The 573-nt window shown below is 60.4% G+C and carries 1 protein-coding gene and 1 pseudogene; both read right to left on the reverse strand.

The genetic code is table 11. The features are described from left to right. Nucleotides 1-209, reverse strand: a pseudogene (locus ABD990_RS34175) (ABC transporter permease); the annotation flags it as partial. Between the two features lie 103 nt (nt 210-312). After that, nucleotides 313-573 (reverse strand): hypothetical protein (locus tag ABD990_RS34180; protein WP_425569724.1); only part of this gene is annotated, 261 nt, incomplete at its 5' end.

The raw sequence follows: 573 nt of genomic DNA on the forward strand, positions 1-573 counted from the left end.
GGTTCGCTCTGGCGCAGGGATATGCCGAAATTGCCCTGCACGGCGTTGGCCACGAAATGGCCGAATTGGACAATGGCGGGCTCGTTCAGCCCCAGGCGCTCACGCAATTCGATGCGCTCGGCATCGGTGGCGTCCTGCCCCAGCATGATGGTGACGGGGTCGCCGACGTATTGAAAAAGCACAAAGGCCAGTAGCGAGACGGTGAGCATCACCGCTACGGCCTGCAACAGGCGACGCAGTATGAAAGCAAACATAGGCGGGAAAGGCGTAACGGCGGGGACTGGAGCGCCCCCGCCGTTTGATTAGCCTGGATCAGTCAACCTTGACCCAATCGGCAACGAGGCGATTGTCGGCACGGTGGATGACCGTGACGTTCTTGCGCATGGCCCAGGGAATGACCTGGTCGTGCAAGGGGATATGACCGAAATCCTTGGCGTGGCCTTCGAGCACGGTGATGATGTCCGCGTCGCGCTTGGCCGGATCGGTCTCGGTCTTGATGCGATCAATGATCGCGTCAAGTTCCTTGTTGCTGTAGTTGCCCAGGTTGTACATGCCGTCCGCGCCCTCGCCCTT

It is taken from the genome of Pseudonocardia yuanmonensis (assembly GCF_039542425.1).
Lineage (GTDB): Bacteria > Actinomycetota > Actinomycetes > Mycobacteriales > Pseudonocardiaceae > Pseudonocardia > Pseudonocardia yuanmonensis.